Source organism: Embleya sp. NPDC005575, from assembly GCF_040605455.1.
In the GTDB taxonomy this organism is placed as follows: domain Bacteria; phylum Actinomycetota; class Actinomycetes; order Streptomycetales; family Streptomycetaceae; genus Embleya.
This window is the reverse complement of record NZ_JBEXCV010000133.1, coordinates 1-25,073: the sequence shown is the minus strand read 5'-3', so window position 1 is coordinate 25,073 and position 25,073 is coordinate 1. Positions and strand designations below refer to the sequence as shown.

The 25,073-nt window shown below is 70.0% G+C and carries 25 protein-coding genes; 13 read left to right on the top strand and 12 right to left on the bottom strand.

What is annotated here, in order from left to right; all coding sequences use genetic code 11:
• The coding region (locus ABZS54_RS32485) for a carboxylesterase family protein (RefSeq protein WP_355544246.1) at positions 1-784 on the bottom strand (784 nt) is incomplete at its 3' end.
• Positions 785-1,344: 560 nt separating this feature from the next.
• Between ABZS54_RS32485 and ABZS54_RS32480 the strand changes: the two genes are divergently transcribed.
• The 5 genes from ABZS54_RS32480 to ABZS54_RS32460 all read left to right on the top strand — a co-directional run bounded on the left by ABZS54_RS32480 (position 1,345) and on the right by ABZS54_RS32460 (position 7,858).
• A complete protein-coding gene (locus tag ABZS54_RS32480) occupies positions 1,345-2,640 on the top strand; it encodes an extracellular solute-binding protein (protein ID WP_355544243.1) in 1,296 nt (431 codons plus the stop codon).
• Between the two features lie 204 nt (positions 2,641-2,844).
• Positions 2,845-3,876: a sugar ABC transporter permease gene (locus tag ABZS54_RS32475; RefSeq protein WP_355544240.1), complete on the top strand. Its 1,032-nt coding sequence runs from the start codon at positions 2,845-2,847 to the stop codon at positions 3,874-3,876.
• Entirely contained in the window at positions 3,873-4,784 is a 912-nt protein-coding gene (locus tag ABZS54_RS32470; RefSeq protein ID WP_355544237.1) for a carbohydrate ABC transporter permease, read from the top strand. Before ABZS54_RS32475 ends, ABZS54_RS32470 begins: the two co-directional genes overlap by 4 nt.
• Positions 4,785-4,905: 121 nt before the next feature.
• Positions 4,906-6,540 carry a glycoside hydrolase family 13 protein gene (locus ABZS54_RS32465; protein ID WP_355544234.1) on the top strand — a complete coding sequence of 545 codons (1,635 nt, stop codon included), beginning with the start codon at positions 4,906-4,908 and terminating at the stop codon, positions 6,538-6,540.
• 298 nt (positions 6,541-6,838) lie between these two features.
• On the top strand, positions 6,839-7,858 hold the full coding sequence (locus ABZS54_RS32460; protein ID WP_355544231.1) for a LacI family DNA-binding transcriptional regulator: 1,020 nt from the start codon (positions 6,839-6,841) through the stop codon (positions 7,856-7,858).
• 126 nt (positions 7,859-7,984) lie between these two features.
• Here the strand turns inward: ABZS54_RS32460 and ABZS54_RS32455 are convergent, their stop codons facing one another.
• Together ABZS54_RS32455 and ABZS54_RS32450 are read right to left on the bottom strand one after the other, a co-directional pair.
• Positions 7,985-8,299, bottom strand: a complete 315-nt coding sequence (locus tag ABZS54_RS32455) for a hypothetical protein (RefSeq protein WP_355544228.1) — start codon at positions 8,297-8,299, stop codon at positions 7,985-7,987.
• 34 nt (positions 8,300-8,333) lie between these two features.
• Positions 8,334-8,807, bottom strand: a complete 474-nt coding sequence (locus ABZS54_RS32450) for a hypothetical protein (RefSeq protein ID WP_355544225.1) — start codon at positions 8,805-8,807, stop codon at positions 8,334-8,336.
• A 365-nt stretch (positions 8,808-9,172) separates the two neighbouring features.
• Between ABZS54_RS32450 and ABZS54_RS32445 the strand changes: the two genes are divergently transcribed.
• Positions 9,173-9,766 carry a hypothetical protein gene (locus ABZS54_RS32445; protein WP_355544222.1) on the top strand — a complete coding sequence of 198 codons (594 nt, stop codon included), beginning with the start codon at positions 9,173-9,175 and terminating at the stop codon, positions 9,764-9,766.
• 210 nt (positions 9,767-9,976) lie between these two features.
• Here ABZS54_RS32445 and ABZS54_RS32440 read toward each other — a convergent pair whose 3' ends face one another.
• On the bottom strand, positions 9,977-12,085 hold the full coding sequence (locus ABZS54_RS32440) for an HAD-IIB family hydrolase (RefSeq protein WP_355544219.1): 2,109 nt from the start codon (positions 12,083-12,085) through the stop codon (positions 9,977-9,979).
• Between the two features lie 208 nt (positions 12,086-12,293).
• Positions 12,294-13,226 carry a carbohydrate kinase family protein gene (locus ABZS54_RS32435; RefSeq protein WP_355544216.1) on the bottom strand — a complete coding sequence of 311 codons (933 nt, stop codon included), beginning with the start codon at positions 13,224-13,226 and terminating at the stop codon, positions 12,294-12,296.
• A gap of 297 nt (positions 13,227-13,523) precedes the next feature.
• Here ABZS54_RS32435 and ABZS54_RS32430 point away from each other — a divergent pair, with 297 nt between their 5' ends.
• Entirely contained in the window at positions 13,524-13,844 is a 321-nt protein-coding gene (locus ABZS54_RS32430; RefSeq protein WP_355544213.1) for a hypothetical protein, read from the top strand.
• Positions 13,845-14,276: 432 nt separating this feature from the next.
• Positions 14,277-14,594, top strand: coding sequence for a hypothetical protein (locus ABZS54_RS32425; RefSeq protein WP_355544210.1), 318 nt, complete (start codon positions 14,277-14,279; stop codon positions 14,592-14,594).
• Between the two features lie 178 nt (positions 14,595-14,772).
• Here the strand turns inward: ABZS54_RS32425 and ABZS54_RS32420 are convergent, their stop codons facing one another.
• The 3 genes from ABZS54_RS32420 to ABZS54_RS32410 form a co-directional block, all read right to left on the bottom strand.
• The gene (locus ABZS54_RS32420; RefSeq protein WP_355544207.1) at positions 14,773-15,426 is read right to left on the bottom strand and encodes an endonuclease; all 654 of its coding nucleotides are present in this window, start codon (positions 15,424-15,426) and stop codon (positions 14,773-14,775) included.
• A 207-nt stretch (positions 15,427-15,633) separates the two neighbouring features.
• Positions 15,634-16,125 carry an ArsI/CadI family heavy metal resistance metalloenzyme gene (locus tag ABZS54_RS32415; RefSeq protein ID WP_355544204.1) on the bottom strand — a complete coding sequence of 164 codons (492 nt, stop codon included), beginning with the start codon at positions 16,123-16,125 and terminating at the stop codon, positions 15,634-15,636.
• 40 nt (positions 16,126-16,165) lie between these two features.
• Complete coding sequence (locus ABZS54_RS32410; protein ID WP_355544201.1) at positions 16,166-16,342, bottom strand: hypothetical protein; 177 nt, start codon at positions 16,340-16,342, stop codon at positions 16,166-16,168.
• 74 nt (positions 16,343-16,416) lie between these two features.
• On the opposite strand from ABZS54_RS32410, the gene ABZS54_RS32405 reads away from it, so the two are divergent.
• From ABZS54_RS32405 to ABZS54_RS32395, 3 genes are all read left to right on the top strand, one after another.
• Complete coding sequence (locus ABZS54_RS32405) at positions 16,417-16,770, top strand: metalloregulator ArsR/SmtB family transcription factor (RefSeq protein ID WP_355544198.1); 354 nt, start codon at positions 16,417-16,419, stop codon at positions 16,768-16,770.
• A gap of 627 nt (positions 16,771-17,397) precedes the next feature.
• The gene (locus ABZS54_RS32400; protein ID WP_355544195.1) at positions 17,398-17,520 is read left to right on the top strand and encodes a hypothetical protein; all 123 of its coding nucleotides are present in this window, start codon (positions 17,398-17,400) and stop codon (positions 17,518-17,520) included.
• Positions 17,517-18,440 (top strand): RNA polymerase sigma-70 factor, encoded by a 924-nt coding sequence (locus ABZS54_RS32395; RefSeq protein ID WP_355544193.1) that lies wholly within the window; start codon positions 17,517-17,519, stop codon positions 18,438-18,440. Before ABZS54_RS32400 ends, ABZS54_RS32395 begins: the two co-directional genes overlap by 4 nt.
• Positions 18,441-18,717: 277 nt before the next feature.
• On the opposite strand, the gene ABZS54_RS32390 is transcribed toward ABZS54_RS32395, so the two are convergent.
• Positions 18,718-19,014, bottom strand: a complete 297-nt coding sequence (locus tag ABZS54_RS32390; protein ID WP_355544190.1) for a hypothetical protein — start codon at positions 19,012-19,014, stop codon at positions 18,718-18,720.
• Positions 19,015-19,117: 103 nt separating this feature from the next.
• Positions 19,118-20,077 carry a slipin family protein gene (locus tag ABZS54_RS32385; RefSeq protein WP_355544187.1) on the bottom strand — a complete coding sequence of 320 codons (960 nt, stop codon included), beginning with the start codon at positions 20,075-20,077 and terminating at the stop codon, positions 19,118-19,120.
• Positions 20,078-20,328: 251 nt separating this feature from the next.
• Here ABZS54_RS32385 and ABZS54_RS32380 point away from each other — a divergent pair, with 251 nt between their 5' ends.
• Positions 20,329-20,817, top strand: coding sequence for a VOC family protein (locus ABZS54_RS32380; RefSeq protein ID WP_355544184.1), 489 nt, complete (start codon positions 20,329-20,331; stop codon positions 20,815-20,817).
• A 182-nt stretch (positions 20,818-20,999) separates the two neighbouring features.
• On the opposite strand, the gene ABZS54_RS32375 is transcribed toward ABZS54_RS32380, so the two are convergent.
• Positions 21,000-21,677 (bottom strand): macro domain-containing protein, encoded by a 678-nt coding sequence (locus tag ABZS54_RS32375; protein ID WP_355544181.1) that lies wholly within the window; start codon positions 21,675-21,677, stop codon positions 21,000-21,002.
• Between the two features lie 103 nt (positions 21,678-21,780).
• Here ABZS54_RS32375 and ABZS54_RS32370 point away from each other — a divergent pair, with 103 nt between their 5' ends.
• On the top strand, positions 21,781-23,607 hold the full coding sequence (locus ABZS54_RS32370) for an ADP-ribosyltransferase domain-containing protein (RefSeq protein WP_355544178.1): 1,827 nt from the start codon (positions 21,781-21,783) through the stop codon (positions 23,605-23,607).
• Between the two features lie 104 nt (positions 23,608-23,711).
• On the opposite strand, the gene ABZS54_RS32365 is transcribed toward ABZS54_RS32370, so the two are convergent.
• Positions 23,712-24,980, bottom strand: a complete 1,269-nt coding sequence (locus tag ABZS54_RS32365; protein ID WP_355544176.1) for an alpha/beta fold hydrolase — start codon at positions 24,978-24,980, stop codon at positions 23,712-23,714.
• Between the last annotated feature and the right edge of the window lie 93 nt (positions 24,981-25,073).

The window sequence follows — 25,073 nt, the reverse complement described above, 5'->3', positions numbered from 1 at the left end:
CGTGAACGAAAAGCCCGCACCCGTACGTGCATTCCGCGTGAGAGCCCATGCCGCGTACCGTGTACGCCTCTCCGTCGGCCGGGCAGCCGGCCGCGGCCGCGACTTCGGCCGTCGTCGCGACGGCGAGTTCGCGCGAGTACACCGGGGCTGCGGCGCTGTGTGCGATGACGCGGCGGAACAGGCCCCGAGCGCGGTTCATCACCATCAGGCAAGCCGCTGCGGTGGCACCGGAGGACTGGCCCGCCATCGTGACGTTGTCCGGGTCTCCGCCGAATCCCGCGATGTTGTCCCGGACCCAGCGCAGGGCGGCGACCTGGTCGAGCAGGCCCCGGTTGTCGGGATGACCGGCGCCCGCGCCGCCGGGGACGTGCCCGAAGCCCTCGAAGCCGAGCCGGTGGTTCGCGGTGACCACGACCAGTCCGGCCCGAGCCAGTGCCACGCCGTCGAAGTCGGGCTGCGCGGAGGAACCGAAGGTGTGGGCGCCGCCGTGGATCCAGACCAGGACGGGCAGCCGGGCGCCGGCGAGGACCGGAGTCCAGATGTTGACCGTGAGCACGTCCTCGTCCCCCGGCGACCACACGGGGGCGCCCGGAAGGCGTGCCGACTGCGGAGCGATCGGGCCGAAGCGTGCGCCGTCCCGGATCCCGGTCCACGACGCCGGAGCGCGGGGTTCGCGGAACCGGTCGGCGCCGAAGGGCGGAGCGGCATACGGGATGCCGAGGATGGCGACGACGTCCGGAACGCGTCGATGTCCGCGAACCGCGCCGTACCTCGTGGCGAAGATATCGGCGCTCTTCGCCGTATTTTGGACATTTCGATCATTATCGTCATTTACGCTGTTCGCGATTTTTCCGACATTCATCCGGGCCGCCCTTCGACGAACTTCGACGCACGACGAACCGCCACCCGGAAACGAGATCCCGGACCGGCCCAGGAGCCACGACCGACGATGCCGCGCAATCTGCGCCCGCGCTCTTGCTGAAACTTCTTGCAAGAGGATGTGAACCTAGAGGCGCCCTGACGTCACGTCAATACGCGGTAACCGCACGGCCGTTCCCCTGAGGCCAGCCGCAGAGGGGGACAAAACGGGATCCTGGAGGGTCGCCTCCGTCCCGCACCGCCCGGCCACCGCCGAGAATCGCCGCCGCATCGAACCGGGCGTCCACTCGTGCCCACGATCGAAGCACTTGAACGAGGAGATCCGCAAAGCGTTGCGGAAATCTCTTGCAAACTCTTCCATTCGGAGGCCTCTCGTTGCTACGTTCCTTCCCGCAGTCCGGTGGCCGCCCCGGTCAACGGACGGTCCGAAGCCCCAGTGGTCGGACCCATTCCCGAGGAGTGCAGATGCGACGGAGCATTTCCGCGGCGGCCGCAGCCGCGGCGCTCACGCTCACCCTCACCGCATGTGGCGGTGACGACGGCGGCGCCAAGGGCGGACAGCCCGCGGCGGCCAAGGACCCCGCAGCGGTGTCCGGCACCGTGACCTGGTGGGATACCTCCGACTCCACCAGTGAGGCGCCCGCCTACAAGGAACTGATAGCCAAGTTCGAGGCGGCATACCCCAAGGTCAAGATCAAGTACGAGAACGTCCCATTCGACGACGCCCGCGACAAGTTCAAGACCGCGGCCCAGGGCGGCACCGGTGCGCCGGACGTGCTGCGCGCCGATGTCGGCTGGAACCCGGCCTTCGCCGAACTGGGATACCTCCAGCCGCTCGACGGCACGCCCGCGCTGAACCGCCGGGAGGGCTTCCTGCCCAGTTCGTTCGCGAGCACCCAGTACAAGCAGAAGACCTACGGCGTCCCGCTCGTGACGGACACCCTGGCGCTGCTCTACAACAAGGAGCTGCTCGCGAAGGCCGGCATCACCAAGCCGCCCACCACCTGGGACGAGGTCAAGGCCGCGGGGCTCGCGGTCAAGGCCAAGACCGGGAACGCGGGCGTGTTCGTGAAGCCTCAGGGCTTCTACACGCTGCCGCTCATCTACGGCGAGGGCGGTGGGCTGGTCGACGTGCAGGCGAAGAAGATCACCGTCAACGACGACAAGGCGCAAAAGGCCGTCGGCATCGGCAAGGACCTGATCGACTCCGGCGCCGGGGTCACCGACGTGACCAAGGATGCCTACTCGAACATGCAGGCCATGTTCAAGGAGGGCAAGCTGGCCATGATGATCAACGGCCCCTGGTCGATCGGCGACGATCTCAAGGGACCGGCGTTCGCGGACAAGGCCAACCTGGGCATCGCTCCGGTCCCCGCCGGCAGCACCGGCAAGGCCGGCTCCCCCACCGGCGGCCACAACCTGGTCGTCTACGCGGGCTCGAAGAACCTCGACGCTTCCTACCTGTTCGTCGACTTCCTCACCCGGCCGGAGAACCAGGCGTTCACCGCGGAGAAGAACCACGTGCTGCCCACCCGGACCGAGGCCTACGCGATGGGCACGGTCTCCTCCGACCCCACCATCACCGCCTTCCGCGCCGCGCTCGACACCGCCGTGCCGGGACCGCCCCTGGCGCGCGCGAGCGACCTGTTCGACCCGATGGACACGACCATGGAAAAGATCTACAGCGGTCGCATCTCGACCAAGGCCGGTCTCGACGAAGTCGCCAAGGCGGCACGGGACATCCTGCCCGACTTCAAGTAGCGGCCCCGGGCGTCTCCGCGCACCCGCACCGGGTCCGAGGAGACGCCCCGACCGCCGCGTCCGCCGGCGGGGCGCGCACGTCGAACGGGTGGGCCCGGCGCCGATTCCCGGGCCCACCCGTCCCAACCCCCAAGCACCACACCGCTGCTGACGCTACGTCAGGACCATGCGCGGTGCGGTCGCAGGCTATGAGGCAGGACCATCATGACCACCACCATCGAGGCACCGGAGTCCCCCGGGTCGCCCTCCGTCCCCGAAGGCACGACACCGCGCAAGCCCGCCGCGGGCCGCTTCCGTAGGATCCTGCGCCGGCTGCGCAGGTCCTACGACTCGCACTGGTACGCCTGGGCCATGGTGCTCCCGGTCGTCCTGGTCCTGGGTGTGCTGGTGGGCTACCCGCTCGTCCGCGGTCTCTACTACTCGTTGACCGACATCAACGAAGCCAATATGGGTCGCACGATCGGGGTCAACCACATCCCCGCCACCTACGAGTGGGTGGGATTGAAGAACTACCGCAACGTACTCTCGGGCAGCGACGGCAACTTCTACCCGAAGCTGCAATGGACGTTGATCTGGACGGTCTCCTGCGTCGTCCTGCACTACACGCTCGGCCTGGGACTCGCGGTGCTGCTGAACCGCAAGGTCCGGTTCAGCGGGATGTACCGGATCATGCTCGTCGTCCCGTGGGCGGTACCGGCGTTCGTCTCCGCGTTCGCGTGGCGGCTGATGCTCAACAAGGACAACGGCGTGATCAACGCGATCCTCGGCGGCGCGGGCATGGACCCCGTCGACTGGCTCGGGCAGCCGACCACGGCCAAGATCGCCGTGATCATGGTCAACGTGTGGATCGGCGCGCCGTTCAACATGGTGGCGATCCTGGGCGGCCTCCAGGCGATCCCACGGGAGCAGTACGAGGCCGCCGAGATGGACGGGGCCACCGCCTGGCAGCGCTTCCGCTACGTGACCATGCCCGGCCTGCGCCCGATCAGCGCGACGATCATCCTGCTCGGCGTGATCTGGACGTTCAACCAGTTCGCCGTCATCTATCTGGTCACCGAGGGCGGGCCGTTCGGCTCCACCGAGATTTTGGTGACGTTCGCCTACAAGCTCGGGTTCGCCAACATCCGCGACTACGCCGGGGCCGCGACCTACGGAGCGATCATCCTGTCGATGCTCATCCTGTTCGCGACCGCCTACCGTCGCACGCTCGACCGCAAGGGGCAGGAGACGGCATGACCACGACCACCACACCTCACCCGGCCCGGGCCGCATCCGCTACCCCCGGCGGGCGAACCACCGCGCGACCACGCAGGCGGCGCCGCGGCGAACGCGGTCCGCTCGCCTCGATCGCACTGCACGCCACCCTCCTGGTCGCGAGCGCGATCGCGATCTTCCCGGTCGTGTGGATCGCGTTGACCTCGCTCAAGCCGGGCGACGACTGGCAAAAGCCCGGCAGCTTCGCCGGGTTGTCCCTGGGCAACTACCGCGACGTACTCTCCGACGGCTCGTTCGTGCGCTGGTTCGGCAACTCGGTCGTCGTCGCGCTGGGCACCACGGTGCTCGGCGTGTTCATCGCCGCGAGCGCCGGCTATGCCCTCTCCCGGATGCGATTTCCCGGCCACAAACCGCTGATGTGGGCCTTCCTGGTCGTGCAGATGTTCCCGGTGGCCGTGCTCATCGTGCCGATGTACACGATCATGTCGAAGCTGCACCTGATCAACACCTACGGCAGCCTGATCCTCGCCTACTGCACGGTGGCCGTGCCGTTCTGCGCGTGGATGCTCAAGGGCTACTTCGACACGATCCCGCGCGAGATCGACGAGGCCGGACGAGTCGACGGGCTGACCCCGTTCGGCACGTTCTGGCGACTCGTCATGCCGCTGGCCCGGCCCGGCCTCGCGGTGACCGCGTTCTACAGCTTCCTCACCGCGTGGGGCGAGGTCGCCTACGCGACGACCTTCATGAACGACCGCAAGCACTACACCCTGGCGGTCGGCCTGGGCACCTGGGTGGGTCAGTTCAAGAGCGAGTGGGGTCTGATGACCGCGGCCTCGGTACTCATCACCATCCCCGCGGCACTGGTCTTCTTCTTCGTGCAGCGCCACCTCGTCTCCGGGCTCACCGCGGGTGGAACCAAATCCTGACCCGAAGGACCGGGACTCGGGCCCCGGCCCGGGCTTGGGCCTCGCGCGCCCACGCACTCATCGCTTCGCATCGCATCGACCGCATCGCGAGCCGACCGTACGACAGGACGACAGGACAGCCATGAACCTCCCCCTGACTCTCCCCCAGCCACCGCAGACCCGGGAAAGCCCCGGGCCCTGGTGGCGGGACGCGGTCATCTACCAGGTATATGTGCGCAGCTTCGCCGACGGCAACGGCGACGGCGTGGGCGACCTGCTGGGCATCCGAACCCGACTGCCCTACCTGCGCGACCTGGGCGTGGACGCGCTGTGGATCACCCCTTTCTACGCGTCGCCGATGGCCGACGGCGGTTACGACGTCGCCGACTACCGAGCGGTCGACCCGACCCTGGGCACGCTCGGTGACATCGACGCCCTGGTGCGCGAGGCGCACGCGCTGGGCCTGCGGGTGATCGTCGACATCGTGCCCAACCACACCTCCGACCGCCACGCCTGGTTCCGCGAGGCCCTCGCCGCCGCCCCGGGCGACGCCGCGCGCGAGCGCTACATGTTCCGGGACGGCCGCGGCGGGGACGGTGAACTGCCGCCCAACGACTGGGAATCCGTCTTCGGCGGCCCGGCTTGGACCCGACTGCCGGACGGCTCCTGGTATCTGCACCTGTTCGCCCCCGAACAGCCCGACCTCAACTGGCACCACCCCGAGGTCCGCGCCGAGTTCCTGGACATCCTCGCCTTCTGGCTCAACCTGGGCGTGGACGGCTTCCGGATCGATGTCGCGCACGGCATGTTCAAGGAACCCACGCTCGCCGACATCGGGCACGACCGGCAGATCTCCCTCCTCGGCACGCAGGCCCTGCCGTACTTCGACCGCGACGAGGTACACGAGATCTACCGCGAATGGCGGGCCCTGCTCGACACCTACCCCGGCGACCGGGTCGCGGTGGCCGAGGCGTGGGTACCCGACGCCGCGCGGCTCGCGCTGTACCTGCGCCCGGACGAGTTGCACCAGGCCTTCAACTTCCACTACCTGGGCACCGATTGGTCCGCGCCGGCCTTCCGCGCGGTCGTCGACGACTCGCTCGCCGCGGTCGCGGACGTCGGCGCGCCCGCCACGTGGGTACTCTCCAACCACGACGTGCAACGCCACGTCACCCGCTACGGCGGCGGCTCGCGCGGTCAGGCTCGCGCCCGCGCCGCGGTGCTGCTCACCCTTGCGCTGCCCGGCTCCGCCTACCTCTACCAGGGCGAGGAACTCGGCCTTCCCGAGGTCACCGACCTGCCCGACGAGGTCCTCCAGGACCCGCAGTGGGAACGGTCCGGCCACACCGACCGCGGCCGCGACGGCTGCCGGGTGCCGATCCCGTGGGACGGCGCCGAGGCGCCGTTCGGCTTCGGCCCGCCCGGGTCGCGCCACAGCTGGCTGCCGGTACCCGCCGACTGGCAGGGACTGAGTGTGCAGGCGCAGCACGGCCGCCCCGGCTCGATGCTGGAGCTGTACCGGGAAGCCCTGCGCCTGCGCCGCGACCTGCCGGGGCTGGGCGGCGGGACGCTGCGCTGGATCGACGCGCCGCACGGCTGCCTCGCCTTCGAGCGCGGTGCCGAGTTCGTGTGCGTGGTCAACTTCGGCGACGCGCCGGTGACGATCCCCTCGTACGGACGGCGACTACTCGCCGGCGCGCCGCTGGTCGCGGCCGAAGCGGGCGGCGTGGTGCTGCCGGCGAACACCGCGGTGTGGTGGGGGCGGACGGCGGAGTGAGCCGTGAACCGCTCGGCGGCGCCATGTGCGGGCACGGCGCCGCCGACGGTGACATCGGCGGGCCGACCCGCCTTTTCGGGCCGGCGCGTCGGTGACCGGCCGTACCCCCTCCGACCATGAGATGACCGTCCGGACATGTCGCGTCGCTCCCGGTTGCCCGGCAGCGCAGCCCGTCCCGCCCTCCCGGGCGGCGTCCCCCTTCGTCCCGTACCGTGCTGACGGCCCGTCACCTGCGTCGCAGCAGGAGGATTTCCCCGCCATGACTTTCCCTTCGTCCGGTCAACTAGAGTCATCTCCCATGACCCCCAGGCTTTCCGACATCGCTGCTCAGGCAGGTGTGAGCGAGGCCACGGTCAGCCGCGTCCTCAACGGGAAGCCCGGTGTGTCCGCGGCCACCCGCCGGGTGGTCCTGGCCGCCTTGGACCTGCTCGGCTACGAGCGGCCGACCAGGTTGCGCCGCCGCAGCGCCGGGCTCGTGGGGCTGATCACGCCCGAGCTCGACAACCCGATCTTCCCCGCGTTCGCGCAGGTCATCGAAAGCGCGCTGACCCAGCGCGAGTTCACCCCGGTGTTGTGCACGCAAACCCCCGGCGGGGCGACCGAGGACGAATTCACCCATCTGCTCATCGAGCGTGGGGTCTCCGGGATAATCTTCGTCTCCGGCATGCACGCCGACACCACCGCGGGTATCGAGCGCTACGCGAAGTTGTCGGGCGAGAACGTGCCGATGGTGATGATCAACGGCTACGCGGAGGGCGTGGACGCGCCCTTTCTCTCCACCGACGACCGGCTCGCGATGCGGCTGGCGGTCAGCCATCTCGTCGAGCTCGGACACGAGCGCATAGGCCTGTTGTCCGGGCCGCGCCGCTTCGTGCCGGTCATCCGCAAGGCCGAGGGCTTCCTGCGGACCATGGCCGAACTGCTGGGCACCGACGAGGACGACGCGCTCTTGGAGAACACCATCTTCTCCTTCGAGGGCGGTGCCGCCGGCGCCCGAACGCTGCTCGACCGCAACGCCACCGCCCTGGTGTGTGGGAGCGACGTGATGGCCCTGGGCGCGATCACCACGATTCGCGAGCGCGGCCTCTCGGTACCGCACGACGTCTCGGTGATCGGCTTCGACGACTCGCCGTTCATCGCGTACACCGACCCGCCGTTGACCACCATCCGCCAGCCGGTGCAGGCCATCGGACTGGCGGCGGTCCGCGCGCTCTTCGACGAGTTGGCCGGGATCCCGGCGCCTCGGTCGGAGTTCGTCTTTCGGCCCGAACTCATCGTGCGTGGATCGACGGGCTCGGGGCCGAGAATCCAGCGCTGAGCCGTCGGGTCGGCCTTTCGACGGTGGCACGGTGATCAGGAGTGCGGTTCGGTTGCGTGGGTCGGTACGGCGCGCTGCGCTGCCGGCGGGCGGTGCCGCGTTCGTTGCGTGTGTCGGTGGGCGCTTTCAGGGTCGAGCGCCGTAGTTCTCGGGGCCGAGTTCGGTGTCGAGACGGTCGGGCCAGTGCGCATCGGCGAGTTCCGCTGCGACGAGCAGGTCGCGCCAGTCCGCCTTCGCGAGCTCGACGGCTCGGCGGAAGCCGGCGATGTCGCCTTCGGCGAGCAGGACGATCGCGGCACGGACACGCTCGCTGCGCAGCGCCTCCTGGTCATACCCCGCGGCGTCCGGAAGGGCGTTCAGAATGCGCAGGATCTCCGGTGCGGAACCCGGTTCGGGGAAGTCGCGTCGGATGCGCCGTTCGAGTCTTGTGCCGGCAGTCATGGCGTCCCTTCTACCAGATGGTGTCACGCCGCGTTCAGGAGTCGGACGTGGCCGCTGCGTGGATCCGCGCCGGCAGGGGGCCGGTGACCAGTTCGTACGCCGGGCAGTCCCGGGCGGTCACGGTGCGCTCCAGAAGCTTGTATCCCCGGGTGCCCTCGACCGGATCGCGGAACAGCACTCCGACGAAGGGGCCGATGCCTCGGACGACGGTGATCGCATTGATCCAGTAGCGGGTCACGGCAGGCGGCCGGTCGGACAGGGACATCGTCCGCCACCCCGGTTCGTCGCCGCGCCATTCCCCCCACGCGTCCCACTTCTCCCGAATCACCAGCGTGTTCGGCTCCGGATTGGACCAGCGGAAAGCGCCGACCGACTGGCCGCCAGCCGCGTTGTGCCAGTACGTCCAACCGTCGCCGTCCGCCAGGAACGCGACCTGGCTGTTCTCCATGGAGCCCAGGTCGTACGGGCCGGAGTCCCACAGGCCGAGGAGTTCGGGATCGAATGCCACGGCCGCATCCTGCCTTGGCCGCCCCCGCGACGCACCCGGTTTTCGCTCCCGCCACCGCGCGTCAGGCGTCGCCGGGTCGGTACCCGGTCCGCGGGAGGGGTTGGCCCGGCAAGCCCGACCGCCTCGGCGCCCGCTCGCGGCCGGAGCCCGCCAGTGCGTGCGCAAGCCGGCGGTGCGTGCGGAACCCGGCGCAGCGCCCCACGCCGACGGGCACATCGATCTCCGCCCGGGTGCCGGGCACACGGCGCGGTTGCCCTCGTGAACGGCTGTGCCGCCCCGCCGAGTTCGCCCCCGTCCGGCGCTCCGGCCCCAATCGTGGCCCTGCCCGCGGTGCCGGGAAGCACAGGATCTATGCTCACGTCTTCGTGATCGACAATCGCCGTACCATGCTCGCCGCTCTCGCGACCGCGGCCGTGATATCCGCCTTCGCCACAGGCTGTTCGGCCGCGGCCGATGTCGCGGCCGATGCCCGCCCCCGATCCACCGCGTCCTCGGTCACCCCCACCGGCCCCGGCTCGACCCCCTTTTCCCTGCCGCCGCGTACGGGCGCCACGCTGACGCGCGCCGAGGCCGCCCGGCGGTACGAGCAGATCGCGGCGGGACGAAATCGAGCCGTCAACGCGCTCGGCACGGCGGTCCGCAACCGCCGCCCGTGGACCGAACTGCGCGACCTCGTCGCCGCCCGGCTGGCCGCCGAGGACGAGGAGTCCCGTCAACTCGCCGCGACCCCGTGGCCGGCCGACGTCGCCCCGCTCGCGGACGCGCTCGCGCGCGCGAACATGGCCCTCCGACCCGGCTGGCTCAAGGTCGCCGAGGCGAAGAACCTCAATCAGTTCATCCGCGCGATGCAGACCTTGAACGACGACACGGACTCGGACTCGGACTCGGATCTCCCCTACCGCATCCGCGTTCTCCTCGGCCTACCCACCGACGATTTCCCGGAAGAGCCGACGGCGTAGCCGCCTTACGCGCTTGTCACCGAGCCCCCGCACCCACCGGGCCGGCACCCACGAGCGACCGCCGACGACCTCGACCCCCGAACACCCCACCGACGCCCGACGACTTCGCCGACTGCGCGTGAGGAGGCGTCCGGCCGCCGCCCTGGAGAACCCGGGGGCAGTGCGGCAGAGGTGCGACGTCGCCCCGCGAGAGCGTGCGTACGGCGGGCGTCAAGCACTGCTCGCGGCCGAAGCTGCGACGGGTGGTGTGCCCGGGGGGCGGTCGCCCTCGATGGCGGCGATGATTCCGGCCGCCCAGAGTCGAGGGTGCTCGTGGCCGAGGGCCGTGGACAGGCGAATCATGCGGGCACATCGTTCGCGCCGGGGCATGCGCAGGGCCCGCCGCAGGGCCCGCACGAGGTTGGCCGGCGAGCGCGGATCCGTCAAAAGCGCGCCGCAGCCGAGTTGCTCGGCTGCTCCGGCATAACGGGACAGCACCAGCACCCCGGAGCCGCCCGCGGCCGACTGTGCCGCCACGAACTCCTTCGCCGTGAGGTTCATTCCGTCCTGTAGCGACGTGACCCAGAACACGTCTGCGGCGAGATACTCGTCGAGCACCTCGACGAACGAGAGGTTGTGCGGGAGGTACTCGACCGGTTGCCAGGTCGCGGTGCCGAACCGATCATTCACGTCGGCGATGCGGTGTTCGAGGGCGGCGCGGGTCGAGTCGTAGGCGGTGATGCCGGGTTCGGGTGGTGGGCAGACGAGTCGGAACCGAAGGCGGCCGTGCAGGGCCGGGTCGGATGCGAGGAGGGCGGCGACGGCGGCGACCTTGCGCTCGGGGGCCTTCACATAGTCCAGGCGCTCCACCGAAAGCACCAGATGCCCCGCGAAGGATGGCGCGCCTGGCCCTCGGGCCCGTACCAGCGCGTCGATGGCCTCGCGGTCGACGCCCAGCGGATGCACGCCCACGCGCGGCGCCGTACCCGTCTCGCCCAGGGTGGCGCGGAAGTTGGCGGCGAATTGCTCGGTCTGGAATCCGGCCCAGTCCAGCGCCGTCAGGGACGTGCGCACCTCGGCCGCGACCGGCAGCGCCTCGAAGACCCGGACCGGCGGGAAGGGCGTGTGGTGAAACAGGCCCACCCGCAGATCCGGCCGCGAGGCACGCAGCAGTCCCGGCACGAGCCACAGGTTGTAGTCGTGCAGCCAAACGGTCGCCCGCTCGGCGGCTCGGTCCGCGATGTGTTCGGCGAAGCGGCGGTTCACGGTTCGGTACTCGATCCAGGCCGCGCTGTCGAAGCACATGCGTTCCGGCTGCGACATCAGCGCCGGCCACAACGTCTCCTTGCAGGCTCGGTGAAAGTACGCGGACCATGCGGCGGAATCGAACCGTTGCAACGACAGGGCAGGCCGAAGATCGTGCTCCTCGACGTCCGGGCCGGGCAGGTCGTCGTCGACCACCGATCCCGCGACCCACAGGGCCGAGACGTCGGGGTCGTCCCCGCGTTCGGCGCCCAGAACGGCACACAACGTCGGCAGGATTCCGTTCGGGCTGGTCGGAGCGCGCCAACCCGTCGATGTCCACACCCGGGGCGGCCGGTGATAGCCCACGACCAACGCGTGCTCCGGCGCCACCCAACCCAGGTTCCGTAATCCGGCAACGATCCCCGCCGCGCCGTGATGCTCGGTGCGATACACCGCCTCGTCCCCGGCCACCGCCCGATCGAGGGCGGGTTCGGCGCCACCGACCACCACGCCGTGCGCGCCGATCGCGAACATCGACAGATCGTTGAGCGAGTCGCCGGCGACCAGCACATCCGCGCGTACCCAACCATGCGCGCGGGCCAAGGCCTCCACCGCGGCACCCTTGCTCGCCCTCGGAGGCAGCACGTCGAAGTACCGATCGGCCGAGTACGCCCACGCGCACCCCAACGCGGCGACCGCGGAGATGAGTTCGCCGGTCAGGCCCCTCGGACGCAGGTGAAAGGAACAGCGTCCCTCCTGCGCCACCCCGTCCTGGTACGTCAGGGCGGAGAATCCGGAGAGCGCGTCGCGCACCCGGGCCGCACCTGGCCAGCCCGCGCGCAACCGGGCCTGCAAATCCGTGACGGTGCTCAGGTCCCCGCCGTCGGCCACGCTGGCTCCGACGTCGGCGACGATCCACCGTGGCCTGGGCACGAGCGGATCGGCAAGCACTTCGCGCACCGAGGCCAGTCCGCGGCCGGTTGCGAAAACCACCGTGATCTCCGGATGACGTAACAGAATCCCGTGCAGCCGACGGCGTTCGGCGTCCGTGCCGCCCAACAACGTGCCGTCCAGATCGGTGACCAGGACTTTCATCGCGCATACCCCCGACCGACCGGATTCGCATGCCCCGAACACCTCACCCGCGAGCGGACGCCGGTCGACGCACACGAAACGCCCTCCGCCCGATGAGCCGGAAGGCGTGGTAGACCGACGACAGCGAACGCTAACACGCGCGGGAAACCGTGGGGAGTGTCGCGACCACCAAAGGTGATCTGTGCGGTGCGGCGCTCGAATGCGCTGCTCAGGTCGACGACACGGGCTCGACCATCGCAAGCCACGCGGACAATTCGCCGGCGTCCAAGGCCCCGTCCGACCCCGGCGACGTGGCGGCCGCCGATCCACAGGCCACCGCCGCCGCCAGGCATCGGGGCAGATCCCAGTCGGCGAGAACACCGTGCACGAACCCGGCGTTGAAGCAATCGCCGGACCCGGTGGTGTCCACGACGCGAACCGGCACGGCGGGAACGGTGAATCGGGTCCCGGCCCGCAGCGCGAACGCACCCTGTTCGCCGCGCTTGATCAGGACGGTGCCCACCAACTCGCCCAACGACGTCGCCGCGTCGTCCGCCGTGGCGGCCCCCGTGAGGCGCAGTGCCTCGTCGATGTTGGGCGCGAAGACGTCCACCTGGCCCAGGACTTCGCGCACGGTCGCCGTCTCCAGCGTGACCGGGACGTCCTGGCAGTCCATGAAGACCAGCGTGCCCGAATCACGCACCGCACGCAGCGTCTCCGCGACCCCCGGGCCGTGCCGCAGTTCGGGCAGTACGAGGACGTTCGGCCGATGCGCACGCACCAGTTCGTCCACCGGGCGCGGAGTCACCGGGTCTTGAAAGCTGACCATGGCCCGGTCGGCGGCATACGAGAGCGCGACCGTGACACTGCGCAAAGGCCCCGGGTGGTGGCGGAATCCGGACTCGTCCAGCCCCGCCGCGCGGGCCCCGGCCAGGACGTGCCGGCTGAACTCGTCGTCGCCGAAATCGGTGGCCCACACCACGTCGTCCCCCAGCCGGTGCAGCGCCACCGTGGGGTTGAAGGCACCACCGGGCAACATCTCGAACCCACCCGCGAACGTCTCACGCCCCACGGCCACCGTACGGGGCAACCCACGGAAGATCAGATCGGCGAAATACGCGCCGGCCACCAGAACATCGCGACGAACTTCGGATATACCCATACCCGCATCATCAGCCGCGCGCCCCGGCCACCGCGTTGCCGGCTGGATGCCATGATCAAGGCGTCCCAGCGATCCCGCGGTTGATCCCCGACGACGAAAACGCGTACTCCACCGCGCTACCCGCCGGACGTTCGCCTCCGAAGCGGGCGGTGCGACTCGACCCGGCACAAGGAATGGATACGAATCGTGCGCAGAGGATTATCGAGGGCCGCGGCCATCCTCGGCACAGCTGCCGTTGTGGGAGCATGTGCGGCGCCGGACCCGGAGGTCGTCTGCACCGCCGATTGGTCGCCTCCCATGGCGATCGACATCGCTCCCGGCTTGGCCGACCGGGTCACCGACATGTCCATCCGCTTCTGTCGCGCGGGGTCGTGCCACGAACCGTTGGTGACGCTGCTGCCCGCACGGGAGGGAGCCGACCGGGTCGGCCGCGTGCTCGACTCCGTCTTGACGGCGGCGCCGGTGGAGACCACGGTGCAGGTGAGCATCTCCACCGCCACCCCTGTGGTCTCGCGGCTCACCGTCACGCCGCGAAGGATCCAAAAGGGCGCGAAATGCGGCGTCGATTACCGCGCGCACCTCCACGTTGCCGACGATGGGAGCGTGACCCAGTCCTGAGTGGGCCCGGGCACGTATCCCCTGGGACTCCGCGCGCTCGTCGATGGCTGCTCCCCCAAACCACGTCGGCAACTCCCCACAACGTCGGCTGAACACCCGGGCCGCACGTGCGGGTCGCCTCGACCACCCGCCTGCCGGATCGCACAGGCGTGCAAGCACTGCACTCACGCGTGGCCTCGGCCCACGACCCCAAACACACGGTGCCTCCCGACGAGAACCGCCTCACGGCCCCCGCTTGACCCACCGAAGCCCACACCACCAAGCGCGTGCGATCCGGATCGCGGCGATCCGTGCATCAATGGAAGAGGGCGTCGGCTCGTCGCCCCGACTGAAAGGACGAAGGCGAACACGAATCGTGGCAACGTACATTCGCAGTGCGACACGCCCTTTTTCCGCGTGCCGAAGCACCTGCGACGGACCAGACTGGCACCCATGAAGGATCACGAGGGCTCGGCGACCGTGGTCCTGCCGAGCGGACGGCGAATCGGCGTGCACGCCATCGTGGACGCGGACGAGGAACACCTCTACAACCCGGGACCGGACGCGACACCGATCGGCTGGACGGCGACGCTCCGCCCGAAGAGCCCGGCGGCCCGCCCGGACCTGCACGAGATCTACCGGGCCGGTCAGGGACGACTGTGCCTCCCCTGCGGTACGCGCGGCCGATTCCTGGTGGTCGGCATCCGGATCGGGGCCGGACACCCCGACCACATCGACATCATGGGCACCGGCGACCCCGCGAGCGAGTAACCTCCTCGCCGGCCGGCGCCGTCGCCGCGCGCCCGCACAGCACGGCGGGTGCGGCCGAGGGCGGGTGCCGGGGCGGACCGCCCCGCCCGTTCACGGACATCCGTCGCACGTCCGATGCCCATCCGGTGCGCATGTGCGCATCCGAGGCACATCCGGGGTCACGCGCACCGCACGCGAATCACGGGGCGGCCTTGACCCGGTCCACGAGTCGCTTGTCCAGTTCGACTCTCACCAGTCCCGCCGCGAATCGCGCCAGGTCGTCGCCGTCGACCAGTTCGGCCAGGGCTTCGGGCGATTGCGGGAGTCCGACGCGGCCCGCGCCGTCGAGCGCCTTCCGGTCGAGGACCGGGCGCAGGAACGGCCAGATTCCCTGGACTTCGCGGCAGAAGATACGGGCGCCGGACGGGCCGATACCGGGGAACGCCCGGAGCAGCTCCTCGACGCGGTCGCGCTCCTTGTCCGCGTCGCGGGCGAGCCGGCGCAGGTCGCCGCCGTAGCGTTCGCGGACCAGGTCGGCGCACTCGCCGAGCCGGGTCGCGGTGCCCTCGTCGTAGCGCACGTAGTGCGCCCGCCCGAGCGCGTCCACCCGCTGCTGCCAGGTCAGTTCGGCCATGCCCTTGGGTGTCCCGCCGCCCGCGTCGAACAGCTCGCGAGCGGCGTGGACGGCGATCGACGCCTTGATCCGCGTGGCCGTCAGGTTGCTCAGCACCAACAATTGCCACAGCGGTGCGGGCGTGTCCGCGACGCGAATGCCCGCTTCTTCGGCGTACGTGGTTCCCGCCTCGGACAGCAGGGCGTTCACCCGTCGGTCTTCGGTGTGGGTCGTACTCATGATTCGCCTCCCACCTCCGGCTACCCGACGGCACACGATCGAATCGGGCGGCACCTCTGCCGAAAAACCTCCGCACGCTTGCCCGCCCCGGCGAACCATCGGTTCGGCTGCCGAACGAAGGTCCTCGTGCCGGCGCGCGAACCACGATGCCGGCGTCTCCTCGCGTGCGTCGGCGCATCCTGCGCGCCGCCTACCCGACCTGCGGGGTCAACCGCAGCAGCCGCTCGCCGGTTCGCCCGTGCCGGCGCCTGCGGCGAGGGGGATGGGGTCGCCGGAGTCGGTGGTGGTGGCGGGGAGGCAGCAGGTGCTGTCGGTGTCCTTGGCCAGGGTGGCGGCGTCGGCCTTGACGACGTAGACCTCCCAGGGTTCGTTGCCGGGGCCGCTGACCCAGACCTTGTCCTGGAGGGCGTAGCAACAGGTGGTGTCGTTCTCCTCGCGGATGACCAGGCCCGCGTCGGCGAGCCGGGTGGTGGCGGCGGTGACCTGGTCGGTGGACTCGACCTCGACGCCGAGGTGGTCCATGACGGTGTCGTTGCCGGGCTCGCCCTGGATGAGGACGAGCTTGAGCGGCGGCTCGGCGACGGCGAAGTTGGCGTAGCCGTCGCGGAGTTTGGCGGGTTCGGTGCCGAAGAGCTTGGTGTAGAAGGCGATCGAGGCGTCGAGGTCGGCGACGCGCAGAGCGAGTTGGACGCGGGACATGGTGATCCTCCGGTTGGTGCGGGGTGGTCGGATGGACGGTTCAGCGGGAGTACACGGACGCGCGGGTGCGCTCCCGGTGGGCTCGGGCGCGGCAGTGGTTGTCGCAGACCTCGCCGGTGCCCGCGTGCAGGACGACGTCGTCCAGGCGGCGTTCGCGGCGGCGGGCACGGGCCGCGTGCAGGGTACGGCGGGCGTTTTCGATGACGGCGTTCACCATGTCGACCTTCTGTATTGACATTCGTCGATACAGGAGAGTTTGGCTCTTGATTCGACATCTGTCAATATCGAAGAATGTCGAAGTCTCTGGAGTTGGACGTGGTCGGGTCGAGCGGGGCGTCATGCTGCCCCCCGGTGGTGCGCGAGGTGCTGGGGGTACCGGACGCGGAGCGCCTGGCGGTGATGTTCAAGGCGTTGGGTGATCCGGTGCGGCTGCGGTTGTTCTCGGCGATCGCCTCGCACGCGAACGGCGAGGCGTGCGTGTGCGACCTGCCGGACGTGGGCCTGTCGCAGCCGACGGTCAGTCATCACCTGAAGAAGCTGCGCGAGGCCGGGCTGGTGACCAGCGAGCGTCGAGCGACGTGGGTGTACTACCGGATCGATCCGCCGGCGTTGGCCATGCTCGCGGGCGTTCTCGCGGCGGGCTGACCCGACGGGCCGGCAATCACGAGGTGCGCGGCTGCCGACGGCGTCAGCCGCAGTCGGCGCCGGTGCGGCAGGCGTCCAGGCCCTCGGGGCCGGCCGAGGCGAGCAGACGCATCGGCGTCACCAGCAGGGGACGAAGCCGGCGGCTGCGGCTCGACGTGCGCCCCGGAGCCGGTCGTCGAGGAAGCCTCCTGCTGCGGAACCCCGGCTGCTGCCGAGCCGGAGCCGGTCGCGGCGTCGTGCTGCGGGACACCCGCCCCCGAGCCGGTCACCATCGGAGCCGGGGTCGGGTTCACGACCGGGCGGGTGCACGGCCACCCGGGCGACGGGCTGTGCGTCCCGAGACCACCAGCTGGGGCATCCTCTCCTACGCCTTCCCCGTCCTCGCGGGCGCGATCGACGGGATGGGTCGCGGCCACGGCGCACCCTTCCGGAACCGTGGCCTGCTCCCACGCGCCGGCGGCCTGCGCCGAAGTGGCGTGATCCGGATGCGCGACTCGTTCGACAAGGCCCGATGTCGTCCAATGCCCGACCCCACGGCCTTCTCGTTGCCGGCCTCCGATGTCACAGGCGGCGGGGCTGTCTCGTCTCGGGTGTCAAAGACGGGCTCCGATCGGGAAGGTGATGGGCATGCGGGTGTTCGTGGCGGTCGGGACCGGGGTGCGGGGGCGGCGGTTGCTGCCGCGGCCGATGGCGCGGGGTCGCCGGGTGACGGTCATGGCGACGGGCGCCGCCGAGGAGGCGTCGGCGTGAGGCGGGCCGAGGAGTTCGAGGATCTGCGGCCGCTGCTGTTCTCGATCGCGTACCGCATCCTGGGCAGTGTGAGTGAGGCCGAGGACGCGGTCCAGGAGACCTGGCTGCGTTACGAGACCTCCCCGACCCGGCCCGCCTCGACCAAGGCGTTCCTGTCGGCCGTGGTGACCCGGATCTCGATCGACGTGCTGCGCTCGGCCCGCGTCCGGCGGGAGGAGTACATCGGGCCGTGGTTCCCGGAGCCCTTGCTGACCGATCCCTACCAGGACCCGGAGCGCTCGGCGGAACTGGCCGACTCGTTGTCGATGGCGGCCCTGCTGCTGCTCGAACGGCTCAGCCCCCTCGAACGCGCCGTCTTCGTGCTCCGCGAGGTGTTCGCCTTCGGCTTCCCGGAGATCGCCACGGCCGTGGGGCGCTCGGAGGCGGCGTGCCGCCAACTCGCGGTGCGGGCGCGCCGCCACATGGACGCGGGTCGGCCACGGTTCGAGGCCGATCGACGCGAGCGCGCCGAACTTGCCGAGCGATTCCTCGACGCCTTCCGGGAGGGAGACCTCGACAGGCTACGCGAACTCCTGGCTGCGGACGCGCACTTGGTCGGCGACGGCGGCGGCAAGGCTCCGCAGTGGGCCGGAGGCGTCGTCGGCGCCGAGAACGTGGCCCGGCTGCTCGCCGCCGTCGTCCCCTCGTTCATCCGGATCGGTGGCGTCGTGGAACCGCACCAGGTGAACGGCCGGCCGGGAGCGATCCTCCGCGACCGGGACGGCGGAGTCCTCAACACCCTGACGCTCGACATCCTCGACGGGCGGATCCAGACGATCCGCGCGGTGAACAACCCCGACAAGCTGGGCCACTTGGGGCCCGTGGCGGACGCCTGGGCGGTCCTTCGGGAAACGCAACGGGTCGGCCGGGACACGAACTGACCGAACCGGCCACCCGCGCCTCGGACCTGCGGCGCGGTGCCGGGTACTGCCGACAAAAAACGTTGCCACGTGCCCGAGTTCGGTGCGTCCCGGCGGCGGCAGCGGCGGGCCGCCCCTGGGAGGCCGGGCCGCCACGAACCCCGCCGCCTTCTGTGGACCCACCCAGCCGTCACCGTCGCGGCGCCTGCGCCGCGAGGTTCACCCGACGGCGGATGGCAGGGGGACGGCCCGTCCCGGCGAGCCTCCGCCCGGGCGGGCCGCGGGGTCACCGCATGCGCTACCCGGTCACCATCGTGAACACCGGGTGGATCTTCGGCTGGATGTCCGGAGCGCCGAGGCCGCGCAGGATCGGGATGATGATCTCGCTGAACCGTTGGAACGCCTCCTCGGATTCCCACACGTCGGCGACGAACCAGCCCTCGGGGGTGGGAGCGGCGGTGTGCGAGATGAGGCCCGGTACCGGCCAGTCGGAGGGGCTTTTGACCGGGCCGCGACCGCCGGTCACCTGGTCTGCGCTCGCCTCGTACATGGCCTGGGTCACGCCGGGCATTTCGAGAAGTACGATGATCGCCACGTCGGCCTCCGGTGCGGGGTTGTTTGCGGTGTCGCCCAGTCGACCAGCCCGATCGACCCTCTCGCACGCCGGGCTACGCCGAATGGACCGCGCCGGTCGCCCGTCAACGGTTCGCGGAGGCCACCGAACCGCCACGCGTCATCGGCGGGTCCGCCGCGCGCCGGATGCCCCGGTTCTTCAGATGATGCGGATGCGGATGCGGACGAGCACGGGACGGCATCGGTGAGCGCACGAAGGTCGGCGCCTTTCCCGTTCGCGTCGCCGTGTGGCGGCCGATCGGCGCGAGGTCCGGGACGGACGCGGCGGTCGCGTTCTCCAGGAATCGCAGGAGTTCCACCGGGAAGGGCAACACGACGGTCGAGTTCTTTTCGGCCGCGACCTCGACGATGGTCTGGAGCAGCCGCAGTTGCAGCGCCGCGGGACTGCGCGCCATCACGTCCGCGGCGGAGGAGAGCTTGCGCGATGCCTGGAACTCGCCGTCGGCGGTGATGATGCGCGAACGCCGTTCGCGCTCGGCCTCGGCCTGCCTGGACATCGACCGTTTCATCGACTCCGGCAGGGCCACGTCCTTGATCTCCACCCGGTCGATCTCCACGCCCCAGCCCACCGCGGGCGAGTCGATCATGAGTGCCAGGCCCTGGTTGAGCGCCTCGCGGTTGGACAGCAGGTCGTCCAGGTCGCTCTTGCCGATGATCGACCGCAACGACGTCTGGGCGACCTGCGACACCGCGAACTCGTAGTTCTGCACCTCGACCGTCGCCTTGACCGGGTCGTGCACCCGGAAGTACACGACGGCGTCGACGCGGACGGTGACGTTGTCACGGGTGATGCCGTCCTGGGCGGGGACCGGCATCGTCACGATCTGGGTGTTGACCTTGCGTATGCGGTCCACGATCGGCACGATCCGGGTCAGACCGGCCTCGCGGATCGGTTCCTGCACGCGGCCCAGACGGAACACCACTCCGCGCTCGTACTGGCGGACCACCCGCAGTCCGGTCCCTGCGAGCAGCGCGGCCAAGGCGGCGACGGCGCCAACGACGATGAAAACGAAAAGCAGGATCATGGCCCACTCCGGTGCCGAGCGACTACCCCGAGCAGGCGGGCGACCCCGAGCGCCCTCTGACACCTCCACTGTAGCTCCGGCCGGCCGCGATCGATGGCGATCGGCTCCGGTCACGACCACCGCAGCGCGGCACCGAAGGTCGGATACCGCGATAGTGGAGCCGTGCGATCCGTCCGGGTCGGACCTTTGCCCGTACGACTCGCACCGCCGGGCGTGTGGCGAAGCGTGCGGTGCCCATCCCAGGAGTGAACATGACGCATCCCGAAGATGCGAAGGCGCGGCCCGTCCGTCAGTTGCGCCTGGTCGTCGAGGCGGACGACTTCGACGCCGCGTTGGCCTTCTACCGGGATGCTCTCGGTCTGCCCGAGCAGGCGGCCTTCTCCGGGGACAAAGGTGCCCGCGTCGCGATTCTCGATGCGGGGCGGGCGACGCTGGAGATCGCGAACCCGCAGCAGAAGCGGATGATCGACGACATCGAGGTCGGACGTCAGGTCGCTCCCCGGATCCGGGTCGCCTTCGAGGTCGACGACGGCCGCGCCGTGACGGATCGCCTCGTCGACGCGGGCGCCACCGAGGTCGCACCGCCCACCGTCACGCCGTGGCAATCCCTGAACTCCAGGCTGGACGCGCCCGCCGGTCTGCACATCTCCGTCTTCCAGGAACTCGCGACTGCGGACCGGCACGGCGAACCCGACGGCTCCGAGACGGCGGACCGCACGACTCCACCTACCGATTCCTGAGCAGCGCCCGATCCGCGAGGATCGAGTTCGACGAGGCCGCCCGCGCGATGTCGGCGATGATCCGGGAGTTCGTCGTTCGGTCGGTGCGGGGTGACCTGTACGCAGTCTGTTGCCACCACGTCCGACCACGGGCTGCGGCGGGGCCGTTGCCCGCCCGGGTGGGTGGGCCGGCCTGCGGCGGGTCAGCGACGGGATGTGGGGCGCTTGGGCGGCTCGATGCGCACGCGCTTTTCGGCGGGCGCGGCCTCGAGGTCGTCGAGTTGCGCGACGATCGTGCTGCGCAGGTCGTCGTAGTCCTCGAAGTAGTGGTCGTTGAACAACGTGTAACCCGTCCACATCAGATTCGCGCACACCCGCGCCGGCACCCGGCCGGTCCGGGCGCCCATGCCGACCAGTGCCACCGACGCGATACTGCCGGGTGCCTCCTCGTTCTGCCGGTGGATCGCCTGGAACGCGGCGGCGCATGCCAGGGCCACGTTGAGCGTCTCGCTGACGTTCTGCGACGACGTCTCCATCGTCGGGGTCGAGATCAGGAATTTCGGGGTGGTGGCGCCGGACGAGACGCACACCGCGCTTCCCACCGGGAGATCGCCCGCGAACCGGTCGCGGATCGCCCGCTGTACGCGCAATTGGATGCCCGCTCCGAGGTGGCGCTTGATGACCGCGTCGACCCCGCCGTCCATACGGCCCCGGGAGTTGGTCGGGGTAACCCAGGCGTCGACGTCCTCGTCGAGGATCGAACCTTTTCGAATCTCGACCCCGGGAGTGTCCGCGAACGCCGCCCGCCATGCCTGCACCACGTCGGCATTGATATCGGTCAGCACTACTCCGAGCGGCGACTGCGCACGATTTACCGTCATAACCCACTCACTCCGATCGCCGAATACATCTTCCACCGCCCACGACGCTACCGCGTCCCACCGACAATGCGATTCGGCGGCGGTTCACACCCTATCTTCACGATTGCGAGCGCACCGACCGGGTGCTAGCCTGCCGCGAGATTTCCGCGAATCACGCCTTGACACCGATGCCGTCGTCGAGAGCACTCGTCGGCCCGAATGCGTGGGCGTTTTGAGCCCTTTGTCATCGACTCAAGGGCTTTCGCACGGAAATCGACCGCCTCGCCGATCATGCCCATATCAGCACGGTTCGATAATTCGGAGCGACCCCACAATGAGCGATGCCAACGCCTCCGCCCTGCCCGACCCGAACGATCCGCTGGCCCTCGCCGACCTGTTCAAGGGCGGCGGTGAGCCGTGGCTCCCGCTGCTGAAGCCGGTCATCGAGGCGCAGCCGGACGCGGCCGCGTTCATCGGCCCGGGCCGCGGCCCCGAGGTCGTCCCCGTCCGTGAACTGACCTTCCAGGCGCTCAAGCCCAATCCGCCGCACAAGTGGAAGGTCGTCGTCTTCGGTCAGAATCCCTACCCGCGACCGGAGAGCGCCACCGGTATCGCCATGTTCGACAACACCTTCCACGACTGGAAAGACAGCCAGTTCGGCAGGGTGGTCAGCATTCGCTGCATCATCAAGGCAGCGGCCATGTGGAAATACGGGATTCCCAAGAAGACCCCCATCGCCGATATTCGCGCATTGTTGGCGAAGCAGGACACCGTGCAACCGCCTGAATGGTTCCAGGCGATGCTCACGCAAGGCGTTCTGCTGTTGAACGCGGCACTCACCGCCAATAGCGACGGGGCGAAGGGGCCCGATCGACACACGGCATTCTGGCGTCCGGTCGTCGAGGGGATCGTGGAGGGAATCCTCAAGGCCAAGCAGAACGCCGACGAGGAGGACCGCAGCGTCGTCTTCGCGTGGTGGGGGGCGCACGCGCGCAACCTGAAAAAGGTCGTGCTCAGGCTCCAGAAGAAATACCCGGATGTCGAAGTCCGGCATATCGACCATGCCAATCCCGCGGCGCAGGGGGACATATTCTGCGACGGCGACCACTTCGCGGTGGTGAACGACGCCCTCGCGTCCCTGGGCGCCGACCGGATCGACTGGCTGCCGAGCCGGGGGTGGAACAAGGCCACAACGGGGACGGGTGGAGCGAACGCCGACACGGCCGAACGCATGGGCGCGTTCATCGCGTCCACCATGGAATTGCACCAGCTCTACCTCGAACGACTCGCGAGCGTCAAGGACGAGGGGCTCGATCTCCCGGCGATCACCGGTGTGTTCGACACCGCGCTCATGGGCTTCCGCGATGCCGTCGGCCCGGTCGCCGAACTGTTGTCCGGCCTCGACCGGCACGTCGAGCGCTCGCACGAGTTCGGGAAGAGGCGGGCGGACGAGGTGGTCGACAGCCTGTCCGCCGACGCGATCGCAGCTCTGTACCTCTATACCTGCGAGTCCACGTTCTACCGGGAGATCAACGCCATTCTGCGCGCCCCGGACCGAAGCAAGGTCGTGCCTTACCTCCCCTATCTGCGGCTGCTGTTCTCGGCGGTGTCGCGGCTTCCCGCCCGCACGGAGCCGTTGTGGCGCGGGGTGGCGCTGGACCTGCGGGCGCAGTACCCGCTCGGCCGGACGGTGACGTGGTGGGGTGTGTCCTCGTGCACGTCCGAACCGGGCGTGGCGCGGGCGTTCCTCGGCAGCCGTGGCAAGCGCACACTTTTCGAGGTGCTCCCGGCCCGGGCCGTGGGCATCCGCCGCTTCTCCGCGTTCACCGACGAGGAGGAATTCATCCTCCTGCCGGGCACCCAGCTCGAGGTGACGAACGTCAAGGCCGAGCGTGGTGGCCTGTGCACCGTGCAGTTGACCGAGTCGAAGGAGCAGACCCTGGTGTCGTGAGCCCGCGCGGGGCGAGGCCACTCCAGTGGGACGTGGCGACCGGTGCGGCGTCGAGGGCGTCGCGGTGCGGGGCCGTTCGCGGGAAGGGCCGGGTGGCAGGCCGGTCAGGCTCGGCCCGCGGCCATGTCCATCAGGCGGGACAGAACGGCGTCTCCGGACGCGGCGACGCCGTCGTGCTCCCACTCGTTGGTGACCCAGGTCCGCACCGCGCCGACCTCGTGCGCGGTTCGCAGCGAGAGCGGGGCGTCGACGTACATGTCGTCGTGGTAGACGACCGCGGTGACCGGGACCCGGTTGGCGGCCAGTCGCTCGCGGTCGTACAGCAGTGGCCAGTCGGTGCGCTCGGCGAGGATCCCGGCCGCGTCGGCGAACGGCCGAAGTCCCGTGATCTCGTCGAACATCCAGGGGTGGATCGTCTCACCGGTGAGCAACAGCGGGTCCGCGTCCTCGGCGAACTCGGGGAGTGCGGCCATGGTGCGCTCGGCGGCCCAGCCGGTGGGGCGGTCCCCCTGGGCGTAGATGGATTCGTGCAGGACCGCGAACAGCGGGTTGTCGATGAAGCCGGTCAGGTTCATCACCTGCGCCAGGAAGGTGTCCGACAGCTCGCCCGACCGCGCGTCGAGGGCCTCGTCGAGCAGCCAGTGCACCCGCTCGAAGCCGTCCCCCATGCCGAACACCAGGCCGAGCGTGCGCAATCGGCGCACCGTCAGCAGGTCGTTGTCGGGCAGCCGCACGCCACCGGCGGCGACCGTGTCGGCGATCCGCCGCAACCGGGCGACGTCGTCCGGATAGCGGTCGCGGTACTCGGCGTTCTTGTCCCGGATCCGCGGGTAGGTTCGCGCGTACACGTCGTCGGCGGTGCTGGACAGGCCGGGCAGGCCACCGGTGACGTAGCACCGCCGCAGCCCCTCCGGGGCGTGCGACAGGTAGGTGAGCGTGATGAAGCCGCCATAGCTCTGGCCGAGCGTCTCCCACGGCTCGTCGCCACACAGGCTCCGGCGGATCGCCTCGGCGTCCGCCACGATCGCGTCGGCCCGGAAGTGCGCGAGGTGGTCGGCCAGTTCGTCGGCCGACGGGAATCGGGCGGCGGCACGGGCGTTCAGGGGGGTGCTGCGCCCGGTGCCCCGCTGGTCCAGGAGCAGCACGCGGTGGGTCTTCGTCGCGTGCCGCAGCCAACCGGGCGTACTCGCGGTCGGCCGGGGGGACTTGCCCCCCGGCCCGCCCTGGAGGTAGAGCAGCCAGGGCAACCGTTCGTCGGCCCGGGCCGGATCGGCGACCTCGCGGGCGAACACGTCGATGCGCGGGCCCCTCGGGTCGTGGTGGTCCAGGGGGAGGTCGAACACATGGTCGGTGACCGCGTATCGGTAGCTCATGGGTGCCTTCCTTGGATCGCCGGTGGTGTCGGCGAAGCGGGGCCGGTGCGGTGAGTGGCGGCGCGGCGCCGGCGCGATGTCGGCGGCGCGCCG

Bases quoted from the DNA above. Each gene is read 5' to 3' on its own strand.
- ABZS54_RS32465 (WP_355544234.1), top strand. From the start codon at position 4,906: ATGAACCTCCCCCTGACTCTCCCCCAGCCACCGCAGACCCGGGAAAGC.
- ABZS54_RS32385 (WP_355544187.1), bottom strand. From the start codon at position 20,077: ATGATCCTGCTTTTCGTTTTCATCGTCGTTGGCGCCGTCGCCGCCTTG.
- ABZS54_RS32380 (WP_355544184.1), top strand. From the start codon at position 20,329: ATGACGCATCCCGAAGATGCGAAGGCGCGGCCCGTCCGTCAGTTGCGC.
- ABZS54_RS32480 (WP_355544243.1), top strand. From the start codon at position 1,345: ATGCGACGGAGCATTTCCGCGGCGGCCGCAGCCGCGGCGCTCACGCTC.
- ABZS54_RS32430 (WP_355544213.1), top strand. From the start codon at position 13,524: ATGGCGATCGACATCGCTCCCGGCTTGGCCGACCGGGTCACCGACATG.
- ABZS54_RS32470 (WP_355544237.1), top strand. From the start codon at position 3,873: ATGACCACGACCACCACACCTCACCCGGCCCGGGCCGCATCCGCTACC.
- ABZS54_RS32435 (WP_355544216.1), bottom strand. From the start codon at position 13,226: ATGGGTATATCCGAAGTTCGTCGCGATGTTCTGGTGGCCGGCGCGTAT.
- ABZS54_RS32375 (WP_355544181.1), bottom strand. From the start codon at position 21,677: ATGACGGTAAATCGTGCGCAGTCGCCGCTCGGAGTAGTGCTGACCGAT.
- ABZS54_RS32455 (WP_355544228.1), bottom strand. From the start codon at position 8,299: ATGACTGCCGGCACAAGACTCGAACGGCGCATCCGACGCGACTTCCCC.
- ABZS54_RS32365 (WP_355544176.1), bottom strand. From the start codon at position 24,980: ATGAGCTACCGATACGCGGTCACCGACCATGTGTTCGACCTCCCCCTG.
- ABZS54_RS32475 (WP_355544240.1), top strand. From the start codon at position 2,845: ATGACCACCACCATCGAGGCACCGGAGTCCCCCGGGTCGCCCTCCGTC.
- ABZS54_RS32440 (WP_355544219.1), bottom strand. From the start codon at position 12,085: ATGAAAGTCCTGGTCACCGATCTGGACGGCACGTTGTTGGGCGGCACG.
- ABZS54_RS32410 (WP_355544201.1), bottom strand. From the start codon at position 16,342: ATGGTGAACGCCGTCATCGAAAACGCCCGCCGTACCCTGCACGCGGCC.
- ABZS54_RS32415 (WP_355544204.1), bottom strand. From the start codon at position 16,125: ATGTCCCGCGTCCAACTCGCTCTGCGCGTCGCCGACCTCGACGCCTCG.
- ABZS54_RS32460 (WP_355544231.1), top strand. From the start codon at position 6,839: ATGACCCCCAGGCTTTCCGACATCGCTGCTCAGGCAGGTGTGAGCGAG.
- ABZS54_RS32425 (WP_355544210.1), top strand. From the start codon at position 14,277: ATGAAGGATCACGAGGGCTCGGCGACCGTGGTCCTGCCGAGCGGACGG.
- ABZS54_RS32405 (WP_355544198.1), top strand. From the start codon at position 16,417: ATGTCGAAGTCTCTGGAGTTGGACGTGGTCGGGTCGAGCGGGGCGTCA.
- ABZS54_RS32420 (WP_355544207.1), bottom strand. From the start codon at position 15,426: ATGAGTACGACCCACACCGAAGACCGACGGGTGAACGCCCTGCTGTCC.
- ABZS54_RS32400 (WP_355544195.1), top strand. From the start codon at position 17,398: ATGCGGGTGTTCGTGGCGGTCGGGACCGGGGTGCGGGGGCGGCGGTTG.